The 17,386-nt window shown below is 69.3% G+C and carries 16 protein-coding genes; 5 read left to right on the top strand and 11 right to left on the bottom strand.

All coding sequences use genetic code 11. The features are described 5' to 3' along the window. Positions 1-39 precede the first annotated feature (39 nt). Positions 40-534, top strand: a complete 495-nt coding sequence (locus tag AC3FMM_RS14045) for a glutathione peroxidase (protein ID WP_116379168.1) — start codon at positions 40-42, stop codon at positions 532-534. A 3-nt stretch (positions 535-537) separates the two neighbouring features. Here the strand turns inward: AC3FMM_RS14045 and AC3FMM_RS14040 are convergent, their stop codons facing one another. The 11 genes from AC3FMM_RS14040 to AC3FMM_RS13990 form a co-directional block, all read right to left on the bottom strand. After that, positions 538-1,227, bottom strand: coding sequence for a helix-turn-helix transcriptional regulator (locus AC3FMM_RS14040; RefSeq protein ID WP_488686843.1), 690 nt, complete (start codon positions 1,225-1,227; stop codon positions 538-540). 22 nt (positions 1,228-1,249) lie between these two features. After that, positions 1,250-1,621: a VOC family protein gene (locus AC3FMM_RS14035; RefSeq protein WP_197717962.1), complete on the bottom strand. Its 372-nt coding sequence runs from the start codon at positions 1,619-1,621 to the stop codon at positions 1,250-1,252. Positions 1,622-1,720: 99 nt separating this feature from the next. Next, positions 1,721-2,446, bottom strand: a complete 726-nt coding sequence (locus AC3FMM_RS14030) for an LrgB family protein (RefSeq protein WP_082819011.1) — start codon at positions 2,444-2,446, stop codon at positions 1,721-1,723. Further along, positions 2,443-2,829: a CidA/LrgA family protein gene (locus tag AC3FMM_RS14025; protein WP_115681496.1), complete on the bottom strand. Its 387-nt coding sequence runs from the start codon at positions 2,827-2,829 to the stop codon at positions 2,443-2,445. The genes AC3FMM_RS14030 and AC3FMM_RS14025 overlap by 4 nt, the downstream gene beginning before the upstream one ends. Before the next feature lie 72 nt (positions 2,830-2,901). Continuing rightward, positions 2,902-4,155: a glycolate oxidase subunit GlcF gene (gene glcF / locus AC3FMM_RS14020; protein ID WP_115710728.1), complete on the bottom strand. Its 1,254-nt coding sequence runs from the start codon at positions 4,153-4,155 to the stop codon at positions 2,902-2,904. A 40-nt stretch (positions 4,156-4,195) separates the two neighbouring features. Beyond that, on the bottom strand, positions 4,196-5,299 hold the full coding sequence (glcE, locus tag AC3FMM_RS14015) for a glycolate oxidase subunit GlcE (RefSeq protein ID WP_116313039.1): 1,104 nt from the start codon (positions 5,297-5,299) through the stop codon (positions 4,196-4,198). 41 nt (positions 5,300-5,340) lie between these two features. After that, positions 5,341-6,264: an ion transporter gene (locus tag AC3FMM_RS14010; protein WP_116313038.1), complete on the bottom strand. Its 924-nt coding sequence runs from the start codon at positions 6,262-6,264 to the stop codon at positions 5,341-5,343. 8 nt (positions 6,265-6,272) lie between these two features. Beyond that, a complete protein-coding gene (locus AC3FMM_RS14005) occupies positions 6,273-7,793 on the bottom strand; it encodes an FAD-linked oxidase C-terminal domain-containing protein (RefSeq protein WP_116313037.1) in 1,521 nt (506 codons plus the stop codon). A 256-nt stretch (positions 7,794-8,049) separates the two neighbouring features. Further along, a complete protein-coding gene (locus AC3FMM_RS14000; RefSeq protein ID WP_116313036.1) occupies positions 8,050-8,589 on the bottom strand; it encodes a GNAT family N-acetyltransferase in 540 nt (179 codons plus the stop codon). A 12-nt stretch (positions 8,590-8,601) separates the two neighbouring features. Further along, positions 8,602-9,492, bottom strand: coding sequence for a LysR substrate-binding domain-containing protein (locus AC3FMM_RS13995; RefSeq protein WP_115681073.1), 891 nt, complete (start codon positions 9,490-9,492; stop codon positions 8,602-8,604). Positions 9,493-9,505: 13 nt separating this feature from the next. Then, a complete protein-coding gene (locus tag AC3FMM_RS13990) occupies positions 9,506-10,936 on the bottom strand; it encodes an FAD-binding oxidoreductase (RefSeq protein WP_326346543.1) in 1,431 nt (476 codons plus the stop codon). 281 nt (positions 10,937-11,217) lie between these two features. Here AC3FMM_RS13990 and AC3FMM_RS13985 point away from each other — a divergent pair, with 281 nt between their 5' ends. The 4 genes from AC3FMM_RS13985 (at position 11,218) to pabB (ending at position 17,384) form a co-directional block, all read left to right on the top strand. Then, entirely contained in the window at positions 11,218-11,778 is a 561-nt protein-coding gene (locus tag AC3FMM_RS13985) for a cob(I)yrinic acid a,c-diamide adenosyltransferase (protein ID WP_115681071.1), read from the top strand. Between the two features lie 196 nt (positions 11,779-11,974). Continuing rightward, complete coding sequence (dnaK, locus tag AC3FMM_RS13980) at positions 11,975-13,921, top strand: molecular chaperone DnaK (protein ID WP_115681070.1); 1,947 nt, start codon at positions 11,975-11,977, stop codon at positions 13,919-13,921. A 171-nt stretch (positions 13,922-14,092) separates the two neighbouring features. After that, positions 14,093-15,229 carry a molecular chaperone DnaJ gene (gene dnaJ, locus AC3FMM_RS13975; protein WP_115710719.1) on the top strand — a complete coding sequence of 379 codons (1,137 nt, stop codon included), beginning with the start codon at positions 14,093-14,095 and terminating at the stop codon, positions 15,227-15,229. Between the two features lie 226 nt (positions 15,230-15,455). Next, complete coding sequence (gene pabB / locus AC3FMM_RS13970; RefSeq protein WP_488686842.1) at positions 15,456-17,384, top strand: aminodeoxychorismate synthase component I; 1,929 nt, start codon at positions 15,456-15,458, stop codon at positions 17,382-17,384. Positions 17,385-17,386: the final 2 nt, after the last annotated feature.

The following is a 17,386-nucleotide window of genomic DNA, read 5'->3' as shown; positions in this document are numbered from 1 at the left end:
GCGCGTGGCGGTATGCTTGGCTATCTACAGGAGTCTGCCATGAGCAATGTCTACCAGTTCGAAGCCAACTCGCTCGCCGGCCAGCCGGTGCCGCTGTCGCAGTTCCAGGGCAAGGTGATGCTGGTGGTCAATACCGCCAGCGAATGCGGCTTTACCCCGCAGTACGAAGGCCTGCAGAAGCTCTATGACGAATACCACGGGCGCGGGCTCGAAGTACTGGGCTTTCCGTGCAACCAGTTCGGCAAGCAGGAGCCGGGCGATGCGCAGCAGATCGGGCAGTTCTGCGAGACGCGGTTCGCGGTGCGCTTCCCGATGTTCGCCAAGATCGACGTCAACGGCCCCGACGCCCATCCGCTGTACCAGTGGCTGACCACCGAGAAGCGTGGCGTGCTCGGTACCCAGGGCATCAAGTGGAATTTCACCAAGTTCCTGCTGCGCCGCGACGGCACGGTGTTCAAGCGCTACGCGCCGACCACCAAGCCGGAAGAGCTGCGCGCCGATATCGAGCGGCTGCTGTCCGACCCCGCCGCCTGAGCCTCAGGCGCCGCTGGCGCGCACCGCGCGCAGGAAGCCGTTGAGCGAGCGGTCCGGGGTTTCGTGGAAGTGGTCGTCGAGCATGCGGATGGCGCGGCAGCGGTCCAGCCGGAAGCTGCGGTAGTCCTCGCGCGTGGTGCACCACGTCGCCAGCAGCCAGGCATTGCCCCAGAAGAACAGCCCGAGCGGCATCACCACGCGTTCGGTGATGCGCTGCTGCACGTCGCAGTAGTCGAGCCGCAGCAGCTTGTGCGCGCCCAGCGCGCCATGCACCACGTCGAAGGCCTCGCGCACATGCGCCTGGTTGACGTACTCTGGCGCAAACACGCGGCTTTGCTGCGCCGCCAGCCGGCGCGGCGGCGGCAGCGCCGCCATCAGCTTCTCCAGCGCGGGATCGGCCGCGGCGGCCAGCGCGCCGCCGCCCCAGGCCTTCAGCAGCCGCAGGCCGGCGACCAGCGCTTCGACTTCCATGGCACTGAACATCAGCGGCGGGACGTCGAAGTCGGCGCGCAGCCGGTAGCCGATGCCGGCCTCGCCCTCGACCGGCACGCCCGACAGCGACAGCGCCTGGATATCACGGTAGACGGTGCGTTCCGAGACCCCGAGCCGCTGCGCCAGCAGCGCCGCCGTGGTCAGGCGGCGGCCGCGCAGCACCTGCACGATCTGGAACAGGCGGTCGGCGCGGCGGCTCATCGGTCGGCGTGGTCCATGGCGGTCATCCGGCCACCGGCTCGTGCAGGCCGATGCGGTTGCCTTCGCTGTCGGTGATATGCGCGATGCGGCCGATTTCGCCCGGCAGGCGCAGCGGTCCGAACACGGTCTTGCCGCCGGCGCGCGCAGCGCGTTCCAGCAGCGCATCGAGTTCCGGCGCGTGCAGGTACGGCACCGTGCCGTAGTAGTTGCTGGGCCGGTAGCCTTCGCCGGCGACCAGCGCGCCGCCGGGATCGGGGTGCGGGAACACGGCCATGTCGACCTGGCTCATGGTTTCGCGGCGCAGCCGAATATCGAAGACCTGCTCGTAGAAGCCGATGGCGCGGGGCATGTCGACGACGGGGATTTCCAGCCAGTTGATCAGACGTTGGCTCATGATGGGCTCCTGGGTTCCATAGGTAGGGGAGTGAGGAGCTCGCATCATGCGCGGGGGCTGCTGACAGCGTGCTGTCAGGAGGATGTCAGGGACGGGAGGTCAGTGCGGCATCCACGCCGCCATCACCGGCACCAGGATCGCGGTCAGCACGCCGTTCAGGCCCATGCCGAGCGCGGCGAAGGCGCCGGCCTCCTGGTTGACCTGGAACGCCCGCGCGGTGCCGATGCCGTGCGCCGCCACGCCGGTGGCAAAGCCGCGCACGCTGTAGTCGCGGATGCGCAGCAGGTTCAGCAGCATGGTCGCGCTGACCGCGCCGATGATGCCGGTGCCCATCACCAGCACCGCTGTCAGCGACGGCAGCCCGCCGATCTTCTCGGCCACGCCCATGGCGATCGGGATCGTCACCGACTTGGGCGCGAGCGAGCGCACGGTTTCGGGCGAGGCACCCAGCAGCCAGGCAATGCCCACCGCCGACACCACCGCCACCACCGAGCCTGCCACCAGTCCCGCCAGCAGCGGGAACACATGGGTGCGCAGCTTGGGCAGCTGCAGGTACAGCGGCACCGCCAGCGCCACCGTTGCCGGCCCCAGCAGGAAGTGCACGAACTGCGCGCCGTCGAAGTAGGTCTTGTAGGGCGTGCCGGTGACGGTCAGCACCGTGACCAGCAGCGCCACCGCGATCATGACCGGGTTGGCCAGCGGCGAGAAGCGCGATTTTTCGTAGATGCGGAAGGCGAACACATAGGCCAGCAGCGTCGCGGTCAGGCCCACCAGCGGGCTGGCGGCAAGGTAGACCCAGATCTCGTTCAGGCGCGGCGTCATCATGCCTGTTCTCCCCTGGCGTCGGCGGGCGGCGCGTCGGGCGAGCCGGAACGCTTGCGCATCAGCATGCGCGTGACCACCGCGGTGGTGGCGATGGCCAGCCAGGTGGACACCACCAGCGCGACCAGGATCGGCATCCACTCGCCCTCGATGCGGTTGGCGTGGACCATGATGCCGACGCCGGCCGGCACGAACAGCAGCGACAGGTGCTTGAGCAGCTCGGTGGTGGTGCCCTGGATCACGGGCAGCAGCCGGTCGTCGAAGACGAGCCAGCCGAACAGCAGGATCATGCCGAGCACGGGGCCGGGCACGGGCAGGGTCAGCGCGTAGCTGATCACCTCGCCGACGGACTGGAAAACCAACAGGATGGCAAAGGTCTGGAGCATGGGGCGGTCGTGGTTGTGCATGGCCCTCTCTCCCGCAAGCGGGAGAGAGCGGAGACAACCACGGCCGGGGTGTTATCCCAGCATCCGGTCGACCAGTTCGATCCAGTGCATGACCGGCGTATCGGTGCCGCCCTGCAGGTGCGAGATGCAGCCGATATTGGCGGAGACGATGGCTTCGGGCTGCGTCGCCTGCAGTTTGGCGAGCTTGTCGTCGCGCAGGCGCTGGGACAGTTCCGGCTGCAGCACCGAGTAAGTGCCCGCCGAGCCGCAGCACAGGTGGCTGTCAGCGCAGAGTTTGACTTCCACGCCGAGGCCGGTCAAGAGCGCTTCGACTTTGCCGCGGATCTGCTGGCCGTGCTGCAGCGTGCACGGCGGGTGGTAGGCCACGCGCCGCCCGTCGCGCGGCACCGCGCCGGCGGCGGCATGCAGGTCGTCGGCAAAGTCCGGCAGGATCTCGGACAGGTCGCGCGTCAGCGCCGAGATGCGGCGCGCGCGCTCGGCATAGGCGGGATCGTTGCGCAGCAGGTGGCCGTAGTCCTTGACCATCGCGCCGCAGCCCGATGCGGTCATCACGATGGCTTCGGCGCCGGCTTCGACATGCGGCCACCACGCGTCGATATTGCGGCGCATATTGTCGAGGCCGCCATCGTGGTCGCCGGTGTGGAAGCGGATGGCGCCGCAGCAGCCGGCCTCGCGCGCCACCACCAGTTGTATGCCGACACGGTCGAACACGCGCGCGGTGGCGGCATTGATGTTGGGCGACATCGCCGGCTGCACGCAACCGTCGAGCAACAGCATCTTGCGCGCATGCGTGTTGCGCGGCCACGTGCCTGGCGCGGCGCTGGCCGACAGCGGCGGCACCTTGGCGCGCAGCGTGCCCGGCAGCAGCGGTCGCACCATCTGGCCCAGGCGCAGCGCCGTGCCGAACAGCGCCGGCCGCGTCAGCCCCTCGCGCAACACCCAGCGCGCGATGCGCTGGCTGGCGGGACGCCGCACGCCTTCGGCCTCGAGCTTGTCGTCGACCAGCTGGCGGCCAATGTCGACCAGGCGGCCGTAGCGCACGCCGGAGGGGCAGGTCGATTCGCAGTTGCGGCAGGTCAGGCAGCGGTCCAGGTGCAGGCGCGTGCTTTCGGTGATGGCATGGCCTTCGAGTACCTGCTTCATCAGGTAGATGCGCCCGCGCGGCCCGTCCAGTTCATCGCCGAGCAGCTGGTAGGTGGGGCAGGTGGCGGTGCAGAAGCCGCAATGCACGCATTTGCCGACGATGGATTTGGCTTCCTCGCCTTCGGGCGTGTCGCGGAGAAAATCGGCCAGGGTCGTTTGCATGATGTGGGGAAGTTGTGCCTGGGTGTCTGGGCCCGCGGGCTCAGAGCCCGGGGTACATGCGCTGCGGATTGAAGATGCCCGCCGGGTCGAAGGTCTCTTTCAGGCGGCGATGGATCGCGGCCAGCGGCGACGCCAGCGGCGTGAACACGCCCATCGACTTGTCGCCGTGGCGAAACAGCGTGGCATGGCCGCCGGCGGCCTGGGCCACCGCGCGCACGCTTTCGGCGTCGGCCTTGGCGGAGCCCTCTTCGGGCAGCCACCAGCGCTGGCCGCCGCCCCATTCGACCAGCTGTTCGCCGGGCAGCGCCAGCGGCGCGGCCACGGTGGGCACCGCCAGTCGCCACAGCGCGCGGCCCGCGTGGGCCGGGGCAAAGAACGGGTGGGTCTGCTCGCGCAGCGACTGCCACAGCGCGGCGGCGGGCGCCGGCTCCAGGCGTTCGCCGCCCAGCCGTGCGCAGGCCGCGCGCACCGCGGCGCCGGCGCCGGACAGGCGCACGTGCAGCACGCCCGCCTGCCACACCGAAGACGCCAGCGGCAGCGGCTGGCCGCCCCACTGGTTCAGTTGCCGGATGGCTTCGGCCTGTGCCATCTCGAAGCGCAGCGTGGCCTCGTCGAACGGTGCCGGCAGCACCTTGAGCGAGACCTGCAGGATCAGCCCCAGCGTGCCGAGCGAGCCCGCCAGCAACCGCGACACGTCGTAGCCCGCCACGTTCTTCATCACCTGGCCGCCAAAGTCCATCACCTCGCCGCGGCCGTCCATCAGCTGCGCGCCCAGCACGAAGTCGCGCAGCGCGCCCACCGCCTGCCGGCGCGGGCCCGACAAGCCGGCGGCGACGGCGCCGCCCAGCGTCGCCACGCTGGGCTGGCCGGGCAGCGCGAAGTGGGGCGGCTCGAACGCGAGGATCTGGCGCTTTTCTGCCAGCGCGGCCTCGACCTCGGCCAGCGGCGTGCCGCAGCGCGCGGTGATCACCAGCTCGGCCGGGTCGTAGTCGACGATGCCGGTGTAAGCGCGCGTGTCCAGCAACTGGCCTTGCGGCGGCTGGCCGTAGAAGTCCTTGCTGCCGCCGCCGCGCAGCCGCAGCGGGGTGCGGGTCTCGGTGGCTTGCCTGACGGCGTCGCGGAAGGCGTCGAGGGTGGCTTGCATAGTCGTGCGAGATGGGGAAGGTGTTATGGCGAGGCCCAGGGTCAGGTCGAGCCGTCGCGGCCGCCCGGGACTTCAGGCCGGTCGTTCTGATAGGCCGGCAGCTGGCTGCCGCAGTGCTTGCAATACTGTGCGTCGGGCTCGTGCCCCTCGGTCAGGCAATGGGTGCAGGTGCGGGTCGTCAGTGGCCGCTTCATGATGCTGGCGGCCAGCTCGGCGCCGACGATGCCGGTGGGAAAGGCGATGATGCCGTAGCCCAGCAGGATCGTCAGCGAGGTGATGAACTGCCCCAGCGGCGTCTTCGGCACCATGTCGCCGAAGCCGGTGGTGGTCAGCGTCACCACGGCCCAGTACATGCTGACCGGGATGCTGTGGAAGCCGTGCTCCGGCCCCTCGACCACGTACATCACGGTGCCGAGGATCACGGTGATGATGAACACCGCGGCCAGGAACACGAAGATCTTGCGCCGGCTGTTGACCAGCGCGCGGTACAGGATCTCGGCTTCCTCGAAGTACACGGTCAGCTTCAGGATCCGGAACACGCGCAGCAGCCGCAGCAGCCGCACGTCGATCAGGAAATGCAGTTCCGGCACGAAGAACGCCAGCCAGGTCGGCATGATCGAGATGAAGTCGATGACGCCGTAGAAGCTCAGCGCATAGCGCCACGGGCGCCGCACCACCAGCAGGCGCATGGCGTACTCGGCCGTGAACAGCAGCGTGAACATCCATTCCAGCGCCGTGAATACCCCGCCCATGCGCTGGTTCACCGCGGGCAGGCTGTCGAGCATCACGATCATCACGCTGGTGACGATGGCCAGCAGCAGCGCGACATCGAACAGGCGGCCCTCGCGCGTATCGGCCTCGAAGATGATGGTGTACCAGCGCTGGCGCCAGCCGGCCTCGGGCTGGCCCAGGCGCTGGCGCGCCACGGCTTCCTGGTGCTGGCGCCGGCGTGGATTCTCGCGCATGGCGTGGCTCAGAAGCGAGGCAGTTCGGGATGCGGCAGCAGGCCCTTCTTCACGTGCATCTTGCCGTATTCGGCGCAGCGCGCCAGCGTCGGGATGGCCTTGTCGGGGTTGAGCAGCCGCGCCGGGTCGAAGGCGGCCTTGACGCCGAAGAAGGCGTCGCGCTCCGCGGTCGAGAACTGCACGCACATGGAGTTGAGCTTTTCCACGCCCACGCCGTGCTCGCCGGTGACGGTGCCGCCCAGCTCGACGCAGGTTTCCAGGATGTCGGCGCCGAACAGCTCGGCGCGGTGCCACTCGTCCACGTCGCCGCCGTCGAACAGCACCAGCGGGTGCATGTTGCCGTCGCCGGCATGGAACACGTTGATGCAGCGCAGGCCGTACTTCACTTCCATGGCCTCGATGCGCTTGAGCAGCGTGCCGATGTGCTTGCGCGGGATGGTGCCGTCCATGCAGTAATAGTCCGGCGAGATCCGCCCCGCCGCCGGGAAGGCGTTCTTGCGGCCGCTCCAGAAGCGCAGCCGCTCGGCCTCGTTCTGCGAGACCACGATGCGGGTGCAGCCCGATGCCGTCAGCACCGCGCTCATGCGCTCGATCTCCTCGGCCACTTCCTCGGGCGTGCCGTCGGACTCGCACAGCAGGATCGCGGCGGCATCGAGGTCATAGCCCGCATGCACGAACTGCTCGACCGCGGCGGTGGCGGGCTTGTCCATCATCTCCAGCCCGGCCGGGATGATGCCCGCGGCGATCACGTCGGCGACCGCGTTGCCGCCTTTCTCGACATCGTCGAAGCAGGCCATGATCACCTGCGCCAGCTGCGGCTTGGGGATCAGGCGCACGGTGACCTCGGTCACCACGGCCAGCATGCCCTCGGAGCCGATCAGCACGGCCAGCAGGTCCAGCCCGGGCGCGTCGGGAGCCTCGGAGCCGAACACCACCACCTCGCCGGACATCGTCACCGCGCGCACGCGCAGCACGTTGTGCACGGTCAGGCCGTACTTCAGGCAGTGCACGCCGCCGGAGTTCTCGCTGACGTTGCCGCCGATGGTGCAGGCGATCTGCGACGACGGGTCGGGCGCGTAGTACAGGTTGTGCGGCGCGGCGGCGTCCGAGATCGCCAGGTTGCGCACGCCCGGCTGGACCACCGCGGTGCGCGCATACGGATCGACCGACAGGATGCGCTTGAACTTGGCCAGCGACAGCACCAGGCCCTCGGCGATCGGCATGGCGCCGCCCGACAGGCTGGTGCCGGCGCCGCGCGGCACCACCGGCACGCCCAGCTGGTGGCACAGCCGCAGGATGGCGCAGACCTGCTCCTCGGTGTCGGGCAGTGCTACCGCCATCGGCACCTGGCGGTACGCGGCCAGGCCGTCGCATTCATAGGGCACGGTGTCTTCCGGCTTCCACAGCACCGCGGCATCGGGCAGGATCTGCGCCAGGCCGGCCAGCAGCGCGTCACGACGGCCGTCGGCCGTGGCCGGAGTGTCGGCGGCGCCGGGAGCGAGGGTTTGGGCTTCGTGCGGGGCATTCATGAACGACTCCTGTGGGGTCTCCTGGGGGGCGGCCTGTAATGATCGTTTGCCGGCCTGCCGGCCGCGGCGGTGCAGTGCCGGCCGCGGGGGACGGGTGACTATAGCGCAGGCCACCGGGCGCGGGCACCACGCCGGACGTGAATTCGGCATGCCGGGCCGATCAATAATGCTCATCATGCCCGGCGGGCACGGGCGCCGGTTTCAGCGTAGCACCGGCGGCCGGCCAGCGGTAAGGCGGGACAGGCGGGGGCTGCCTTCAGAGGTCCGGCCGCGCCGGGGCGGCCGGCAGCCGCAGCACCATGTCGAGCTTGTCGTGGAAGTGCGGCGCGACGTACAACGCATCGGGCTCCAGCCCGAAGCGCTCGAAGCCGAGCGATTCGTACAGGCGCACCGCGCCCGCGCTGCCGGCATTGACGCACAGCGTCACCTGGCGCACGCCCGGCATGGCGGCGGCCTGCTGCAGCGCGCGCAGCATCAGCGCGCGGCCGAGCTTGCGCGCGCGCCAGGCCGGCGCCACGTACATGCCGAAGATCGAGGCCTTGTGCCAGTGCTTGCGCCGGGGCTCGCGCATCACGCCAACCACGCCGGCCAGCGCCATGCCGCCGGGGGCGGCCTCGAAGGCGCCAAAGACGGCCTTGTCCGGGTTCGGCGCAAGGCGTTGCGCCACCGACTCCGGCGCCAGCTCCTGTTCTTCTTCCAGGCTGGCGGCAAAGGCCTCGGGCGCCTCGGCAAGTCCCTGCAGCCGCAGCGCGTGGAAGGCCGCGGCATCGTCGGGGGTCAGCAGGCGGATTTCCATTGGCGCAGCCTCCTACCAGTCCAGGCTCAGCAGCCAGTCGACGAAATAGCGCGCCTCGGGCTTTAGCGGCGCCTGTTCGCGCTCGACGATGTAGTAGCCGTGCGGCGATACCGATTCCACATCTAGCAGCCGCACCATCTGCCCCAGCGACAGCCAGTGTCGCGCCATGCGCTGGCGCACCAGCGCCACGCCCTGGTTGGAGGCGATCGCCTCCAGCATCAGCCCGATGTCGTTGAACTGCGGGCCGGTCTGGGGCTCGGGCCAGTCCAGCCCGGCGGTCTCGAACCACGGCTTCCACGGCTCCAGCGGGCTGCGCAGCAGCACCAGGCCGTGCAGGTGCTCGGGCCTGGTGATGGCGCGGCCGTTGACGCGCTCGTAGTATTCGCGCCCGCACGCCGGGAACACCGGCTCCACCAGCAGCTTGGTGGTCTTCAGGTCGGGGTAGCGACCGGTGCCGTAGCGGATCTCGACATCGGTGTCCTCGGCCTTGACGTCGAGGAACGGGATCGCCAGGTGCAGCTCGAGGTCGATATGCGGATAGAGCGCGCCGAACTCCGGCAGCCGCGGCACCAGGTGCTGGCGCCCGAAGGTGGGCGGGATCGCCACGCGTAGCCGCGTGCGCAGCTTGTTGTACTCGGGACGGGCCAGCTCGTTGAGCGACTTGAGCGCGTCCTGCACGTTGCGCAGGTAGCGCGTGCCGGCGGCGGTCAGCCGCAGCGCGGCGTTGGCGCGCACGAACAGGTCTTCGCCCCACAGCTCCTCGAGGTTCTTGATCCGGTGCGAGACCGCGCTGGGCGTCACCGACAGCTCCTCGGCCGCGCGCGCGAAGCTGCCCAGGCGCGCGGCGGCCTCGAACGCGATCAGCAGGTGCAGCGGCGGGACGCGGTTGAACATGGAGGCCATCCGGTCGCAAGCTTTACTGCGCGGCGCCGCGCGTGGCGCTGAAGATCTTGCCCGGGTTCAGGATATGGTTGGGATCCAGTGCGTCCTTGATCGCGCGCATCAGGTCGAGCGCGTCCTCGCCGTGCTCGTCCACCAGGAAGCGCTGCTTGTGCAGGCCCACGCCGTGCTCGCCGGTGCAGGTGCCGCCCATCGCCAGCGCGCGTTCGACGATGCGCTGGTTGATGGCCTCGGCCTCGGCCATTTCCTCTGGCTTGTCAGGGTCGACCAGGATCGCCACGTGGAAGTTGCCGTCGCCGACATGGCCGACGATGGGGCAGGGCAGCGCCGAGGCGTTCAGGTCCTTCTCGGTCTCGGTGACGCAGTCGGCCAGGCGCGAGATCGGCACGCACACGTCGGTGGTGACCGACTTGCAGCCCGGCTTGAGCTGCAGCATCGCAAAGTACGCGGTATGACGCGCATTCCACAGCCGGCTGCGGTCTTCCGGGCGCGTGGCCCACTCGAAGCCCTGGCCGCCGAAGTCGGCGGTGATCTGCTGCACGGTCTCGGCCTGCTCGCGCACGCCGGCCTCGGTGCCGTGGAATTCGAAGAACAGGTGCGGGGTCTCGGGCAGGGTCAGGTTGTCGTGGCGGTTGATGGCGCGGATCGCCAGCGCATCGACGAATTCCACGCGCGCCACCGGCACGCCCAGTTGAATGGTCTGGATCACGGCCTGCACCGCGCTGCCCATGCTGGGGAAGGCGCACACCGCGGCCGAGATCGCCTCGGGCTGCGGGTACAGCCGCACCGTGACCTCGGTGATGATGCCGAGCGTGCCTTCGCTGCCGATGAAGAGCCGGGTCAGGTCATAGCCCGCCGACGACTTGCGCGCCTGCGTGCCGGTGCGGATCACGCGGCCGTCGGCGGTCACCACCGTCAGCGCCAGCACGTTCTCGCGCATGGTGCCGTAGCGCACCGCGTTGGTCCCCGACGCGCGCGTGGCGCACATGCCGCCCAGCGACGCGTCGGCGCCGGGGTCGATCGGGAAGAACAGGCCGGTGTCCTTGATCTCCTGGTTGAGCTGCTTGCGCGTGACGCCGGGCTGCACCGTCACGGTCAGGTCCTCGGGCTGCACCGCCAGCACCCGGTTCATCTGCGACAGGTCCAGGCTGATGCCGCCGGCCACCGCCAGCAGGTGGCCTTCCAGCGACGAGCCCGCGCCGTACGGGATCAGCGGCACGCCGTGCTGGTTGCACAGGCGCGCCACCTCGGCCACTTCCTCGGTGCTGTGGGCAAACACCACCGCATCGGGCAGCGCCGGCGGAAACGGCGATTCGTCGCGGCCGTGGTGCTCGCGCACGCCGGCGGAGGTGGTAAAGCGCTCGCCGAAGCGTGCCGCGAGGGCGTCGGCGATGGCGGGCGGCAGCGGACGGCGGGCGAGGGAGGCGGACGGCGTGGGGTGGTTCATGCGGGTCTCCGACGGGTCGGTGCGGCCTCATGGACGGCGAGGACGCCGAGGGTGCCGGCGGCAGGCTGGGGCGCGACCCGGTTATCGAATGGACGGATAACTGCATTCTACGCCGCGCGGCGGCTGGTGCACCTTCTCTCGGCGAGCGCGCGGCCGATAGCCGCACAAGCCGATGGCGACGCCAGCCCGTGCCGACGGACGCAGCGCGCATGGCTAAGTCACCGGCTCTGGCGCGATAATGCGCCATTTCCCAACGACCAACCGCTGACAAGGAGACCGGCATGGGCAACCGCCTGTCGAAGATCGCCACCCGCACCGGCGACGCCGGCACCACCGGCCTGGGCGACGGCAGCCGCACCGGCAAGGACAGCCTGCGCATCGCCGCGATCGGCGATGTCGATGAACTGAACTGCCACGTCGGCGTGCTGCTGACCGAAGACCTGCCCGCCGACGTGCGCGCCGCGCTGCTGCATATCCAGCACGACCTGTTCGACCTGGGCGGGGAGCTGTCCATCCCGGGCTATACGCTGCTCAAGCCCGAGCAGGTGGCGCAGCTCGACACCTGGCTGGCCGACTACAACGCCAACCTGCCGCGCCTGGCCGAATTCATCCTGCCCGGCGGCAGCCGCGCCGCGGCGCAGGCCCACGTCTGCCGCACCGTGTGCCGGCGCGCCGAGCGCGCGCTGGTGGCCCTGGGCGCGGCCGAGGCGCTGAACGAGGCGCCGCGCCAGTACCTGAACCGGCTCTCGGACCTGATGTTCGTGCTGGCGCGGGTGCTGAACCGGGCGGGCGGCGGCTCCGACGTGCTGTGGCAGCGCGATCGCGATGACACGGCCAAGTAATTCAAGAGCCACATAAAGCGTTCTGCCAGCGCTTCCTGCTCAAGCCGCGGCAGCGCCAGCCGTTGAATGAGGGCAGAAACCGAGAAAATTACTCGGATTTGCCGGTTCTGCCCTTGAAAAGCCCCCGGACGGCCACATTTCGGCCTCAGGTTGAATTGCAGCCGCGCGCATAGCGCTGGCTCAAGAGGAGAGAATAATGGGTAAGATCATCGGTATCGACCTCGGTACCACCAATAGCTGCGTCGCGATCATGGAGGGCAACACCCCCAAGGTCATCGAAAACTCGGAAGGCGCACGCACCACCCCGTCGATCATCGCCTACATGGAAGACGGCGAAATCCTGGTCGGCGCGCCCGCCAAGCGGCAGGCCGTGACCAACCCGCGTAACACGCTGTACGCGGTCAAGCGCCTGATCGGCCGCAAGTTCGAAGAGAAGGAAGTCCAGAAGGACATCGGCCTGATGCCGTATTCCATCGTCAAGGCCGACAACGGCGACGCATGGGTGTCGGTGCGCGACCAGAAGCTGGCCCCGCCGCAGGTCTCCGCCGAAGTGCTGCGCAAGATGAAGAAGACCGCCGAGGACTACCTCGGCGAGCCGGTGACCGAAGCCGTGATCACCGTGCCGGCCTACTTCAACGACTCGCAGCGCCAGGCGACCAAGGACGCCGGCCGCATCGCCGGCCTGGATGTCAAGCGCATCATCAACGAGCCGACCGCGGCCGCGCTGGCCTTCGGCCTGGACAAGAACGAGAAGGGCGACCGCAAGATCGCCGTGTATGACCTCGGCGGCGGCACCTTCGACATCTCGATCATCGAGATCGCGGATGTTGACGGCGAAAAGCAGTTCGAAGTGCTGTCGACCAATGGCGACACCTTCCTGGGCGGCGAAGACTTCGACCAGCGCATCATCGACTACATCATCGGCGAGTTCAAGAAGGACCAGGGCGTCGACCTGTCCAAGGACGTGCTCGCGCTGCAGCGCCTGAAGGAAGCCGCTGAAAAGGCCAAGATCGAACTGTCGAGCTCGCAGCAGACCGAGATCAACCTGCCGTACATCACGGCCGATGCCTCGGGTCCGAAGCACCTGAACCTGAAGATGACCCGCGCCAAGCTGGAATCGCTGGTCGAAGAGCTGATCACCCGCACCATCGAGCCGTGCCGCACCGCGATCAAGGATGCCGGCGTCAAGGTCAGCGACATCGACGACGTGATCCTGGTCGGCGGCATGACCCGCATGCCCAAGGTGCAGGAGCAGGTCAAGGAGTTCTTCGGCAAGGAAGCGCGCAAGGACGTGAACCCGGACGAAGCCGTGGCCGTCGGTGCCGCGATCCAGGGTTCGGTGCTGTCGGGCGACCGCAAGGACGTGCTGCTGCTGGACGTGACGCCGCTGTCGCTGGGCATCGAAACCCTGGGTGGCGTGATGACCAAGATGATCACCAAGAACACCACCATCCCGACCAAGCATGCGCAGGTGTTCTCGACCGCCGACGACAACCAGCCGGCCGTGACCATCAAGGTGTACCAGGGCGAGCGCGAGATGGCCACCGGCAACAAGCTGCTGGGCGAGTTCAACCTCGAGGGCATTCCGCCGGCACCGCGCGGCACGCCGCAGATCGAGGTCTCGTTCGACATCGACGCCAACGGCATCCTGCACGTGGGCGCCAAGGACAAGGCCAGCGGCAAGGAAAACCGGATCACCATCAAGGCCAACTCGGGCCTGTCGGAAGACGAGATCCAGCGCATGGTCAAGGACGCCGAGGCCAACGCCGAGGAAGACAAGAAGGCCCGCGAGCTGGCTGATGCCCGCAACCAGGCCGACGCGCTGATCCACTCGACCAAGAAGGCGCTGACCGAGTACGGCGACAAGCTGGACGCGGGCGAGAAGGAAAAGATCGAGGCCGCGATCAAGGAACTGGAAGACGCCGCACGCGGCGGCGACAAGACCGAGATCGACGCCAAGGTCAACGCGCTGTCCGAAGTCAGCCAGAAGCTGGGCGAGAAGGTCTACGCCGACATGCAGGCCAAGGCCGGCGAAGGCGCCGCGGCCGGTGCCGCGGGTGCTGCCGGCGGCCAGCAGCAGGCCCAGCCGCAGGACGACAACGTTGTGGACGCCGAATTCAAGGAAGTCAACGACAAGAAGTAATCGGGATACGCGGGCGGCGGTGCAGGCACTGGCCGGCGCCGCTCCCGCCCCGACGCCGGGCGACGGCCATCAGACCCGCGGGAAACCGCCGTCGGATGCCGCGCTCGGCTTTTTTGCTATTCGCCGGCCCGTGCCGCTTGCACCCGCCGGCCAATGAGGTAATGAGCCACCATGGCAAAACGTGACTATTACGAAGTGCTCGGGGTAGGCAAGAACGCGAGCGAAGACGAAGTCAAGAAGGCTTATCGCAAGCTCGCGATGAAATACCACCCGGACCGCAATCCGGACAGCAAGGAATCCGAGGAAAAATTCAAGGAGGCCAAGGAGGCCTACGAGATGCTTTCCGACCCGGAGAAGAAGGCCGCGTACGACCAGTACGGCCATGCCGGCGTGGACCCGAACATGGCGGGCGGCTTCGGCGGCGCGCAGGGCTACGGCGGCTTTGCCGAGGCCTTCGGCGACATCTTCGGCGATATCTTCGGCCAGGGCGGCGGCGGCGGCCGTCGCGGCGGCGGTCCGCAGGCCTACCGCGGCGCCGACCTGCGCTACAGCATGGAGATCTCGCTGGAGCAGGCCGCGCACGGCCACGAGGCCCAGATCCGCGTGCCGCACTGGGACGATTGCGACCACTGCCACGGCAACGGCGCCGAGCCCGGCTCCAGCGTCGAAACCTGCCCGACCTGCCACGGTGCGGGCCAGGTGCGCGTGTCGCAGGGCTTCTTCACCATGCAGCAGACCTGCCCGAAGTGCCACGGCAGCGGCAAGTTCATCCCCAAGCCCTGCACCAAGTGCCACGGCCAGGGCAAGCTGAAGTCGCAGAAGACGCTGGAAGTGAAGATCCCGGCCGGCATCGACGAAGGCATGCGTATCCGGTCATCCGGCAACGGCGAGCCGGGCATCAATGGCGGCCCGCCGGGCGACCTGTACGTGGAGGTCCACATCAAGCCGCACGCCGTGTTCGAGCGCGACGGCGACGACCTGCACTGCCAGATGCCGATCTCGTTCGCCACCGCGGCGCTGGGCGGCGACCTGGAAGTGCCGACGCTGAGCGGCAAGGCCACCTTCCCGGTGCCCGAGGCCACCCAGTCCGGCAAGACCTTCCGGCTGCGCGGCAAGGGCATCAAGGGCGTGCGCTCCGGCTACCCCGGCGACCTCTACGTGCATGTGAACGTGGAGACGCCGGTCAAGCTGACCGAGGCGCAGAAGGAAATGCTGCGCCAGTTCGACCGCTCGGTGCACGAGGGCGGCTCGCGCCACAGCCCGCAGGAAACCTCGTGGCTGGACAAGGTGAAGAGCTTCTTCAGCTGATCCGGCTTGGCGGTATGGAACCGGCCACGCGCGAGCGTGGCCGGTTTTGTTTTTTGGCGCATGACGCCGGCGAACCGCGGGTTTGCGCCCCTCACCCGCTTGCGGGAGAGGGGCCGGGGGAGAGGGCAGGCGCGCCCATCGCCCACCAGGCTTGCGCCGCGCGATAATGCATCACTGCTTTCCATGCTGGCGGCGCCGGCAATCCTGTTTTTCCTGACGATTTCCCGTGGTAGCAAGCATCCAGCCCCCGCCCTCTCCCCCAGCCCCTCTGCAGCAAGCGGGAGAGGGGAGCACGCAAGCGGGCGGTGATGACGTCTTCGTCCTGCTCGACGACGCCACCGCACCCGCCGGGCAACCCGCATCCCGTCTCTACACCAGCTTCGTGCACGAAGACCTGCTGCCCCCCGGCAGCGACATCGCCCGACTCGACGCGATGCTCGCCGAAGGCTGGCGCCAGGGCTGGCACGCCACCGTGTTCGCGCCCTACGAATTCGGCGGCGCGCTGGTCGAGGCGCCGGTGCATACCGGCAACGCCATGCCGTTCCACGACGGTGCGCTGCGCCTGCTGTGGTTCGGCGCGCTGCAACGGCTCGATGCGGCGGCGGTGGCGGCGTGGCTGCAGACCCATGCGGAGGCGAAGCCAGCGGGCCTGATGGATATCGCTTCCGATACTTCGCGCGAAGCCTTCGACGACGCCATCGCGCGCATCCACCAGTGGATCGAAGCCGGCGACACCTACCAGGTCAACTACACCCAGCGCCTGCGCTGCGAGGCCTTCGGCGATCCGGTGGCGCTGTACGCGGCGCTGCGCGCCGCGCAGCCGGTGCCTTATGGCGTGCTGGCGCGGCTGCCGGATGACGCCATGGTGCTGTCGCTGTCGCCCGAGCTGTTCGTGCGCCACGATGGCCGGGGCCACCTGCTGACCCGGCCGATGAAGGGCACCGCGCCGCGCGCCGGCGATGCCGCGCGCGATGCGCAGGCCGCCGCAGCGCTGGCGGCCGATGCCAAGAACCGGGCCGAGAACGTGATGATCGTCGACCTGCTGCGCAACGACCTGGGCCGCATCGCGCAGCCGGGCAGCGTGGCGGTGCCGGAGCGCTTCGCGGTGCAGCCGTTCGGCGCGGTGCTGCAGATGACCTCTACCGTGACGGCGACGGCGCGGCCCGGCACCGGCTTCGGCGCGCTGATGGCGGCGCTGTTCCCGTGCGGCTCGATCACCGGCGCGCCCAAGCGGCGCACCATGCAGATCATTGCCGAGCTGGAGCACGCGCCGCGCGGGCTCTACACCGGCGCAATCGGCTGGATCGAGGCGCCGTCCGGCGCGGCCATGGCCGGTCCGTTCGCGCTGTCGGTGGCGATCCGCACGCTGGTGCTGGCGCCGCCAGCGGCCAGCGGCTTGCGCGCCGGCGAAATGGGAGTGGGCGGCGGCATCGTCCATGACAGCGTGGCGGCGGAGGAATTCGCCGAATGCGGCTGGAAGGCGCGCTTCCTGACCCGCCACGATCCCGGCTTCGCGCTGTTCGAGACCCTGCGCGCGCAAGACGGCGCCTGCCCGCACCTGGCGCGGCACCTGGCGCGCATCAGGGCCTCGGCGCAGGCGTTCGGCTTTGCCTTCGACGCCAACGCCGCGCGCGAGGCGGTGGCCGCGCAGGCGGCAAAACTGGGTGCCGGCAGCTGGCGCCTGCGCCTGAGCGTGGACAAGTCCGGCACGCTGTCGTTCGCCAGCGGCGCGCTGGCGCCGTTGCCGGCGGGGCCGGTCGGTGTCGACCTCGCGCCGGACCCGCTGCCGCCGGCCGACCCGCTGCGCCGCCACAAGACCAGTGCGCGCGCGCTCTTCGATGCCGGCTGGCAGGCCGCCGAGCGCGCCGGCGGCTTCGACCGGCTGTTCTTCAACACGCGCGGCGAACTGCTCGAGGGCGGGCGCAGCTCGGTGTTCGTGCGCATCGATGGCCGCTGGCTGACGCCGCCGCTGTCGGCCGACATCCTGCCGGGCGTGATGCGGGCGGTGGTGCTGGAGGCGGGCGGCGCGGCGCTGGGCGCGCCGGGCGAGCCGGTCGAAGAAGCGGTGGTCCCACGCGCGATGCTGGCGCGCGCCGAGGCCATCGTGCTGGTCAACGCCCTGCGCGGCGCGATGCCGGCGAAGTTGCAGGCCTGAGC

This window comes from Cupriavidus sp. 207A1 (assembly GCF_057798955.1).
The sequence above is the reverse complement of the archived record's forward strand: the minus strand, read 5'-3'. Positions and strand labels throughout refer to the sequence as shown.

What these genes read in the sequence shown, in the direction of transcription:
- AC3FMM_RS14040 (WP_488686843.1), bottom strand. Translation starts at nt 1,227, where the DNA reads ATGAGCCGCCGCGCCGACCGCCTGTTCCAGATCGTGCAGGTGCTGCGC.
- AC3FMM_RS14005 (WP_116313037.1), bottom strand. Translation starts at nt 7,793, where the DNA reads ATGAATGCCCCGCACGAAGCCCAAACCCTCGCTCCCGGCGCCGCCGAC.
- AC3FMM_RS14025 (WP_115681496.1), bottom strand. Translation starts at nt 2,829, where the DNA reads ATGCTCCAGACCTTTGCCATCCTGTTGGTTTTCCAGTCCGTCGGCGAG.
- AC3FMM_RS13985 (WP_115681071.1), top strand. Translation starts at nt 11,218, where the DNA reads ATGGGCAACCGCCTGTCGAAGATCGCCACCCGCACCGGCGACGCCGGC.
- glcF (WP_115710728.1), bottom strand. Translation starts at nt 4,155, where the DNA reads ATGCAAACGACCCTGGCCGATTTTCTCCGCGACACGCCCGAAGGCGAG.
- AC3FMM_RS13990 (WP_326346543.1), bottom strand. Translation starts at nt 10,936, where the DNA reads ATGAACCACCCCACGCCGTCCGCCTCCCTCGCCCGCCGTCCGCTGCCG.
- AC3FMM_RS14045 (WP_116379168.1), top strand. Translation starts at nt 40, where the DNA reads ATGAGCAATGTCTACCAGTTCGAAGCCAACTCGCTCGCCGGCCAGCCG.
- glcE (WP_116313039.1), bottom strand. Translation starts at nt 5,299, where the DNA reads ATGCAAGCCACCCTCGACGCCTTCCGCGACGCCGTCAGGCAAGCCACC.
- AC3FMM_RS14035 (WP_197717962.1), bottom strand. Translation starts at nt 1,621, where the DNA reads ATGAGCCAACGTCTGATCAACTGGCTGGAAATCCCCGTCGTCGACATG.
- AC3FMM_RS14030 (WP_082819011.1), bottom strand. Translation starts at nt 2,446, where the DNA reads ATGATGACGCCGCGCCTGAACGAGATCTGGGTCTACCTTGCCGCCAGC.
- dnaK (WP_115681070.1), top strand. Translation starts at nt 11,975, where the DNA reads ATGGGTAAGATCATCGGTATCGACCTCGGTACCACCAATAGCTGCGTC.
- AC3FMM_RS13995 (WP_115681073.1), bottom strand. Translation starts at nt 9,492, where the DNA reads ATGGCCTCCATGTTCAACCGCGTCCCGCCGCTGCACCTGCTGATCGCG.
- AC3FMM_RS14000 (WP_116313036.1), bottom strand. Translation starts at nt 8,589, where the DNA reads ATGGAAATCCGCCTGCTGACCCCCGACGATGCCGCGGCCTTCCACGCG.
- AC3FMM_RS14010 (WP_116313038.1), bottom strand. Translation starts at nt 6,264, where the DNA reads ATGCGCGAGAATCCACGCCGGCGCCAGCACCAGGAAGCCGTGGCGCGC.
- dnaJ (WP_115710719.1), top strand. Translation starts at nt 14,093, where the DNA reads ATGGCAAAACGTGACTATTACGAAGTGCTCGGGGTAGGCAAGAACGCG.